General features: G+C 24.0%; 10 protein-coding genes. All 10 read left to right on the top strand.

The window, feature by feature from the left end; genetic code table 11:
* Nucleotides 1-356: 356 nt before the first annotated feature.
* Nucleotides 357-638: a 30S ribosomal protein S6 gene (rpsF, locus tag ACWYO2_RS04135; RefSeq protein WP_455515231.1), complete on the top strand. Its 282-nt coding sequence runs from the start codon at nt 357-359 to the stop codon at nt 636-638.
* Nucleotides 639-669: 31 nt separating this feature from the next.
* Nucleotides 670-1,065: a single-stranded DNA-binding protein gene (locus tag ACWYO2_RS04130; protein ID WP_455515230.1), complete on the top strand. Its 396-nt coding sequence runs from the start codon at nt 670-672 to the stop codon at nt 1,063-1,065.
* A 16-nt stretch (nt 1,066-1,081) separates the two neighbouring features.
* Nucleotides 1,082-1,315 (top strand): 30S ribosomal protein S18, encoded by a 234-nt coding sequence (gene rpsR, locus ACWYO2_RS04125; protein WP_455515229.1) that lies wholly within the window; start codon nt 1,082-1,084, stop codon nt 1,313-1,315.
* Between the two features lie 164 nt (nt 1,316-1,479).
* Nucleotides 1,480-1,926 (top strand): Panacea domain-containing protein, encoded by a 447-nt coding sequence (locus ACWYO2_RS04120; RefSeq protein ID WP_455515228.1) that lies wholly within the window; start codon nt 1,480-1,482, stop codon nt 1,924-1,926.
* Nucleotides 1,916-2,293, top strand: coding sequence for a type II toxin-antitoxin system PemK/MazF family toxin (locus tag ACWYO2_RS04115; RefSeq protein ID WP_455515227.1), 378 nt, complete (start codon nt 1,916-1,918; stop codon nt 2,291-2,293). The genes ACWYO2_RS04120 and ACWYO2_RS04115 overlap by 11 nt, the downstream gene beginning before the upstream one ends.
* Entirely contained in the window at nt 2,283-2,498 is a 216-nt protein-coding gene (locus tag ACWYO2_RS04110) for an RNA-binding S4 domain-containing protein (protein ID WP_455515226.1), read from the top strand. Before ACWYO2_RS04115 ends, ACWYO2_RS04110 begins: the two co-directional genes overlap by 11 nt.
* Nucleotides 2,495-3,574 carry a DNA replication/repair protein RecF gene (gene recF, locus ACWYO2_RS04105; RefSeq protein WP_455515225.1) on the top strand — a complete coding sequence of 360 codons (1,080 nt, stop codon included), beginning with the start codon at nt 2,495-2,497 and terminating at the stop codon, nt 3,572-3,574. The genes ACWYO2_RS04110 and recF overlap by 4 nt, the downstream gene beginning before the upstream one ends.
* Nucleotides 3,558-4,373, top strand: a complete 816-nt coding sequence (locus tag ACWYO2_RS04100; protein ID WP_455515224.1) for a hypothetical protein — start codon at nt 3,558-3,560, stop codon at nt 4,371-4,373. The genes recF and ACWYO2_RS04100 overlap by 17 nt, the downstream gene beginning before the upstream one ends.
* Entirely contained in the window at nt 4,366-7,074 is a 2,709-nt protein-coding gene (locus tag ACWYO2_RS04095) for a DEAD/DEAH box helicase (protein ID WP_455515223.1), read from the top strand. Before ACWYO2_RS04100 ends, ACWYO2_RS04095 begins: the two co-directional genes overlap by 8 nt.
* Before the next feature lie 57 nt (nt 7,075-7,131).
* A partial coding sequence (locus tag ACWYO2_RS04090) for a PTS sugar transporter subunit IIB (RefSeq protein ID WP_455515222.1) occupies nt 7,132-7,385 on the top strand: 254 nt, incomplete at its 3' end.

Here is a 7,385-nt window from a genome sequence, read left to right as displayed (position 1 = left end):
ATTAATGTATTAAAAAAATATCAATTAAAAATGAAAATGTCTCAAAAAATATATAATATATAGACCTAAATTAGAGGGGGTTATCCCCTCTTTTTAAACTAGGTCTTTCCCAATTTTAATCATATACTTTCTAAAGGATTTTAAAGATATATTATACAATTAAACTAATTAATTAAGCTACATAATTAAAACATAATCATTTTTAACTACTTAATACATTATCATATTTAAATGACACTTTACACTTAAATTTTTAATAATTTTATTGACATAAATATTTAAATTATGGTAAACTAAAAATAACCCTGCCTTATGAGAAATCGTTGGGCAAAATCCAGAGGGAAGGAGAAAAGAAAATGACAAATTACGAAATTATGTTTATTCTTTCAACTCAATTAACAGATGAAGAAAAAAAAGCAAATGTTGAGAAAGTAGAAGAAGTATTAGCAAATGCTGGAGCAACTGAAGTTAAGACTGAGATAATGGGAGATAGAAAATTAGCATATCCAATTAAGAAAAAAGAAAATGGATATTATGTTTTAACTAAATTCGCTATGGATGGTACAAGATTACCAGAAGTTGAATCTAAATTAAACATATCTGAGTACTTAATGAAATACATGATAGTAAAATTATAATAGGTAGAAAAAAGAATTAGGGGGTAAATTTATGAATTACGTATCATTATTAGGAAGATTGACTAGAGATGTTGAAGTAACTTATACTCAATCAGGTAAGGCTTATGCAAGATTTTCACTTGCAGTTTCAAGAGGAACATCAAATAAAGATGAGGTTGATTTCATAAACTGTATTGCTTGGGAAAAAAGAGCAGAAACTATTAGTCAATATTTTAAAAAAGGAAGTAGAATCTTAGTTCAAGGAAGAATAACTACAGGAAGTTATGAAAAAAATGGAGAAACAAGATATACAACTGATGTTGTTGTTAATAATTTTGATTTCATTGAAACTAAAAGTAGTGAAGGAAATTATGGAAATAATTTTTCAAAAAATGAACCAACAGTAGTTGATGAGCCAGTGGACTCAGAAGATGACTTCCCATTCTAAGAAATAGGAGGAAGAAATGAAACCAGTTGCTGAATTTAAAAAGAGAAGAAGAAGACCAAAAGTTAAATTTAAGGTTGAAGATATAGATTATAAAAATGTGGATTTATTAAAAAACTTTATGAATGATAAAGGGAAAATATCTCCATCAAGAGTAACAGGGCTTGAAGCTAAAATTCAAAGAAAAATAGCTAAAGCAATTAAAAGAGCTAGACAAATAGCTTTATTACCATATACAAGAATTGAAAAATAGTATATATAGAAAGAAGATTTTATCTTCTTTCTTTTTTCTATAATATGTAATATAAAAATAACTAAAAAATTAAAAAATAAATTTTTAAATTATGGTATAATAAATTAGAGGGAGGGAAGACATAAAATTATTAATATTTTAAAATTAAATTAATTGGGGGTTATATGGAAAGTATATTAAATGTTGCTTCATATATTATAAAAAAATATGAAGGAAACATAGATGAAATGAAATTACATAAATTGCTATACTTCATACAAAGAGAAAGTTTAGCAATGACAGGTGAATGCCTATTTTATGAAGGATTTAGGGCGTGGAAATATGGTCCTGTATCACCTAAGGTAAGAATGTTTTTAAATAAGAAGTTTGACTTTTTAATTAAGGATATAGAAGTTAAAAATAAGTATATAGTAGATAATATTTTAATGCAATACGGTAAAATGGATTCTTGGGAAATGAGTATGTTAACTCATAAAGAAAAAGCTTGGATAAATGCTAAAGGTGGGAAAACTATAAAATTTTCTGATTTAAAAGAAGATGCTGAAAAAATAAGACCTTATGATAGTTTTTGGGATATGTACTGTGATGAATTCGAAGATTATGATAGGTAAGATATGTATAGCAATTTTCCCATTTTATGATATTAAATTAAAGAAGAATTTATATAAACAAAGACCAGTTTTAATAATAGGTGAAGCGATAAATAATGATTATACAATATTACCGGTTTCTACTATAACTAAAAAAGAAAATATTGATATATATTATGATATAGCAATAGATCCAGAGAAATATCCTAAATTAAATTTAGATAAGTACTCATATATAAGGACACATAAACAAACAGTTATATATAAAGATATGATAAAAGGTGAAATTTCTGATTTAAAAGAGGAATATTTAGAAATATATAGTGATATATTAAATAAACTAAAGGAATTTAATATTAAATTAATAGAAAAAGCAAATGGAGGATAAAATGGAAGTAGAAATAAAAACAGAATATATAAAATTAGATCAATTACTAAAATATTCAGGTTTAGTAGACACAGGAAGTGGAGCGAAAGATTTAATATTAGATGGTTATGTAAAAGTTGACGGAGAAATAGAAACTAGACGTGGAAGAAAAATATATAAAGGAATGAAAGTTGAATTTAATGGGGAAATAGTAGAAGTAAAATGATAAGAGAAATATATATTTCTAATTTTAGAAATTTAAAAGATAAAAAAGTTTTTCTTTCTAAGGGATTTAATTTAATATATGGAGAGAATGCACAAGGTAAAACTTCTTTTATGGAAGCTATATATTTTGCAGCTACAGGTAAAAGTTTTAGAACTAAAAAAAATTATGAAATGATAAAATATGATCAAAATGATTCTAAAATATTTATTAAATTAAATAATCTTAATACCTATTCTGTTAATCTTTTAAAAAATGAGAGACATTTTTTTAAAAATTCAGAAAAGATAAGATATATGGAATATATAGGAGATATACCAGCAATTTCTTTTATTCCTGAAGATGTAGAATTAGTTATGGGGCATCCTTCAATTAGGAGGTCGTTTTTTGATTATGAAATTTCACAAATAAATAAGGAATATTTAAAATGTATTTATACATATACTAAAGTTCTTAAAGTTAGAAATAAGGCATTAAAAGAAAAAAATATAAATAATGATGTATATGATATATATAACGAACAATATATAGATTTATGTTATAAAATAATAATATTTAGAAAAGAATATATAAAAAAATTAAATATGTTATTAGATTATAAATACAAGGAATTATTTAACGAAACACATACTCTTAAATTAAAATATGAAAATTTTATAAAATCTGATGAAAATGATACAGAAGAAGAGTTAAAAGAAAGAATAAGAAAGTTATTACAAAGTAAGGAAAAACAAGATTTGTTATTAGGTTTTTCTAACTATGGAATACATAAAGATGAATATATTTTTGAATTGAATGGTAAAAATGCAAGATATTATTCATCGCAAGGAGAAAAAAAATCAATAGTTTTTGTTCTAAAAGTTTCAGAGATTGAATTGATGAATAATTTGTTTGGAATTAAACCCATATTTTTAATGGATGATATAACATCTTTTTTTGATAATTATAGAAAAAATCAGATAATAAATTATTTTATAGAAAAAGAAATACAATGTTTTTTAACTGCAACAGAGGATTTAAATATAGTTGGTAAAATATTTATTGTGGAGGAAGGAGATATAAATGAAAAAAATAAATGAAATTTTTAATAATAATAAAAATTATTTTAAAAATAAATTTGATTATAAATCATATATATCTCCTAAAATATATCAACATAGTATATATTTCGAAGGTGATATGAGTTCTAGCATATATGTAGATAGTCCAGTTATTAAATATGCTGTAGAAGAAATGAGACAAGAAATTTTATCTGAAATAAAGAAATATAATACGAATATATTAGAACTAAAAGTATATATGGATAAGAATGGGAAAATATCTAAAAGAAATGAAGAAGAAAAAAAAAGTATTGTAAAAAAAGAAGAAGAATACAAAAAGAATCTATATTCCTTAGATGAAGTTATGGTTATGTATAACAGTTTAAATGAAATGAAGTTTAGTAGTGAAAAGGAAAAAGAGTATTTTTTAGGTTTATTAAGAAAATTTGCACAAGAACATGATAAAAATATAGAAGAATGTAAATTTTGTGGATTTGATAAAAGAATAGATGAAGACTGTTTAAATTGTTTGATATTAAAAAAAGATAGAGAATTAGAAGATGCAATTATGGAAATAGAAAAAGATAAATATATTTCAAATAATTCAAAGATATATGTTAAAGCTAGAAAAATTTTATTTGATAAATATTTTTCAAAACTTATATCACTTTGTTTCAATGAAAAATCTGATGATTTAAAGAAAAAAGAATTATTGAAAAAATGTGCAATAATAAAAGTAGGAAGTGATGATCCTTTAATACTATCTTTAGTTGAAGATAATTTAGAAAAAAGAATAAAAAAAATTATAGAAAGTAATGTTAATTTTAATTATGAATAAAATAAAGATAAATAAAGAAGATGTATCTAGCTATATTTTAAAATTAGGTTTAGATAAAGTAGTGTATATTGCTTCAAATAGTATAAATTTAGACTATTACTATAATATATTAGAACAACAAAATAGCGATTATAGAGTAAAATATGTAAATCTTGCTTCTTATTCTGAACTTGAATTAGTAGGAATAAATCTTGAAATATTAGATTTTTTAAATCAAGAAGGTAAATCTATACTATTTTTAGATATAAATTTAGCATTGAGAGTATTTTTTGATAAAGCTAAATATATGGAATTTAAATTAGATGAGGAATATTCAAGAGAAGATATAAAACAATTTTTAATAGAAGGTGGATATACTGAAAACTATATCATAGAAAATAAAGGGGAATTTGGTATAAGGGGAGATATAATAGATATATTTCCTAGTAATTCTGAAAATCCAATAAGATTAGATTTTTTTGATGAATTATTAGAAAGTATAAGATATTTTTCAAGTTTTGATCAAAAATCTATAAAAAATATAGATAGTTTTAGAGTTTATTCTAATCATTTGGATGGGTTACAAAAAGAGATAATAGATCTTTTAGAAATTTTTGATAAAAATAATATAGAAATAATAATGGAAAATGAAGAATTATTAGATATTAAATTAGAACAACTTTACCTTTTAGATAGAGATAATAATGAAGTCCTAAAAAAACGGTATGAAAGATTAAAGAAAGTATCTAATTTTCTTGAAGTAAGTAAGAGTAGTGATAGAAATTATCAAGAAGAAATTAGAAATAAAAAATCATATATAGCTAAAAGAGGGTTGAAATATAGTTCTATAAATCAGATTTTACCAGGAGATTATGTAATACATATAGAGTTTGGAATAGGAAGATATGAAGGTATAGAAAATATTAATGATAGAGATTATTTAGCTATTAAATATGCTGATAGCGATAGATTATATATACCTGTTGAAAAATTAGATAGAATAAGTAAATATGTAAATAATCAAGGTACAGAACCAAAGCTATATTCTTTAGGAACTAAAGGGTATAGGAGAAAAGAAAAAAGATTAAGAGAAGATTTGGAAAAGTTTGCTATGGAATTAGTAAATATACAAGCTCAAAGAAAATTATCAAAAATAGAACCGTATACAAAAGATACGGTATGGCAAGAAGAATTTGAGGAAGATTTTCCTTTTGATTTGACTTTAGATCAAAAAAAAGCGGTAGAAGAAATTAAATCTGATCTTGAAAGTGGGATATTAATGGATAGGTTGCTTATAGGTGATGTAGGGTATGGAAAAACGGAAGTTGCTATGCGTACAGCATTTAAAGCTATAGAAAATGGATATCAGTGTGCAATACTTGCACCAACGACTGTTCTTGCCAATCAGCATTATGAAAGATGTCATAAAAGGTTTGAAAAGTTTGGTTTAAGAGTAGAAAACCTTTCAAGACTTTCAGGAAAGAATACTAAAGATGTATTAGAGGGGTTAAAAAATGGTAGTGTAGATTTAGTTGTTGGAACACATAAGTTATTAGGAAATGATGTTTTGTTTAAAAATCTAGGACTGTTAATAATAGATGAAGAACAAAAATTTGGAGTAACAGCTAAAGAAAAAATAAAGAAAATAAAATCAGATATTCATTTATTAACTTTAAGTGCTACCCCTATACCAAGAACTTTAAATTTAGCTCTTTTAGGTATAAGAGATATATCTGTAATAATGACCTCTCCTATGGATAGACTTCCAATAATAACCGAAAGAATAAAACAAGAAGAAATAGCTGATGTTATTCTTAAAGAACTTGCAAGGGATGGTCAGGTTTTCTATATTACAAATAATGTAAAAGGAATGTTTGAGAAAAGAAAACAATTAAAGGAAATATTACCTGAGTTTATTAAAGTTGAATATATACATGGACAATTAACACCTAAGGAAATCAAGAGCATAATAAATGATTTTGATGAAGGAAAATTTGATGTTTTAATAGCTTCTACGATTATAGAAAATGGAATAGATATAACTAACGCAAATAGTATAATAATAGAAGATTATACAAGTCTTGGATTATCTCAAATTTATCAATTAAGAGGAAGAGTTGGAAGAGGTAAAAGACAAGGTTATTGTTATCTTTTAGAAGGGGAATATAAGACAAAAAAAGGTAAAATGAAAGATAATAGTTTAGATAAGATAGAAGGGCTAGAAGGTGGAGGATATATCTTGTCTATGGAAGATTTGAATATTCGTGGTGCTGGAGAAATTTTGGGTGAAAAGCAACACGGTGCTATAGATATGTTTGGTTATGATCTTTATTTAAAAATGTTAAAAAATGAGGTAAATAGAATAAAGGGAGAAAAAGTTAATGAATTAAGGTATGTTGAAATTGTTATGAAAAATAATGGATATATACCGAAGGAATATATAGAGCAAAATGAAAGAATTTTGATATATAAAAGATATGCAGAGGTTTTAAATTATCAAGAACTTAAAGAATTGAATGAAGAAATTAAAGATAGATTTGGTAAAATTCCTGTACAAATGATGTTTTTTATAACTTCTATAAAGATTAAATTATATATGCTAGAGTTATCTGCTGATAAATTTGTAGAACTAGAAAATAGTGTAAAAATATACATAAAAGGGAAAGTGATAGAGTTAAGTAAAGAAGAATTTAATAAAAGGTTGACAACAAATCTTAAATAGTATATACTTAGTGTGTAAGTTAAATATTTAACAAGGTAACAGAAAGAGAGTGGTAGTATGAAAATATTAGCAATATGCGCTAGTGGTGTTGGAACTAGTATGATAATGAAAAAAAATATTAAAGAATTAGTTGAAAAACTTGGATTAGAAGTTGAAGAAGTTAAATCATCAGGTCTTGAAGAATCTAAAAAAATAATAGATAAATTTGATTTAGTATTTTGTTCTGAAAAATTAGCTAAAGAGTTAGAAGCTAATCCTAAAATAAAAGTTCTTAAAAATTTATTAGATGTTAATGAATTAAAAAAACATTT

It is taken from the genome of Pseudostreptobacillus sp. (assembly GCF_977040545.1).
Note: the sequence above shows the minus strand (reverse complement) of the source record. Positions and strands in the feature narration are given on the sequence as shown.

Excerpts from the sequence above, each read along its gene's own strand:
- recF (WP_455515225.1), top strand. The coding sequence starts at position 2,495 with ATGATAAGAGAAATATATATTTCTAATTTTAGAAATTTAAAAGATAAA.
- ACWYO2_RS04095 (WP_455515223.1), top strand. The coding sequence starts at position 4,366 with ATGAATAAAATAAAGATAAATAAAGAAGATGTATCTAGCTATATTTTA.
- rpsR (WP_455515229.1), top strand. The coding sequence starts at position 1,082 with ATGAAACCAGTTGCTGAATTTAAAAAGAGAAGAAGAAGACCAAAAGTT.
- rpsF (WP_455515231.1), top strand. The coding sequence starts at position 357 with ATGACAAATTACGAAATTATGTTTATTCTTTCAACTCAATTAACAGAT.
- ACWYO2_RS04120 (WP_455515228.1), top strand. The coding sequence starts at position 1,480 with ATGGAAAGTATATTAAATGTTGCTTCATATATTATAAAAAAATATGAA.
- ACWYO2_RS04115 (WP_455515227.1), top strand. The coding sequence starts at position 1,916 with ATGATAGGTAAGATATGTATAGCAATTTTCCCATTTTATGATATTAAA.
- ACWYO2_RS04110 (WP_455515226.1), top strand. The coding sequence starts at position 2,283 with ATGGAGGATAAAATGGAAGTAGAAATAAAAACAGAATATATAAAATTA.
- ACWYO2_RS04130 (WP_455515230.1), top strand. The coding sequence starts at position 670 with ATGAATTACGTATCATTATTAGGAAGATTGACTAGAGATGTTGAAGTA.
- ACWYO2_RS04100 (WP_455515224.1), top strand. The coding sequence starts at position 3,558 with ATGAAAAAAATAAATGAAATTTTTAATAATAATAAAAATTATTTTAAA.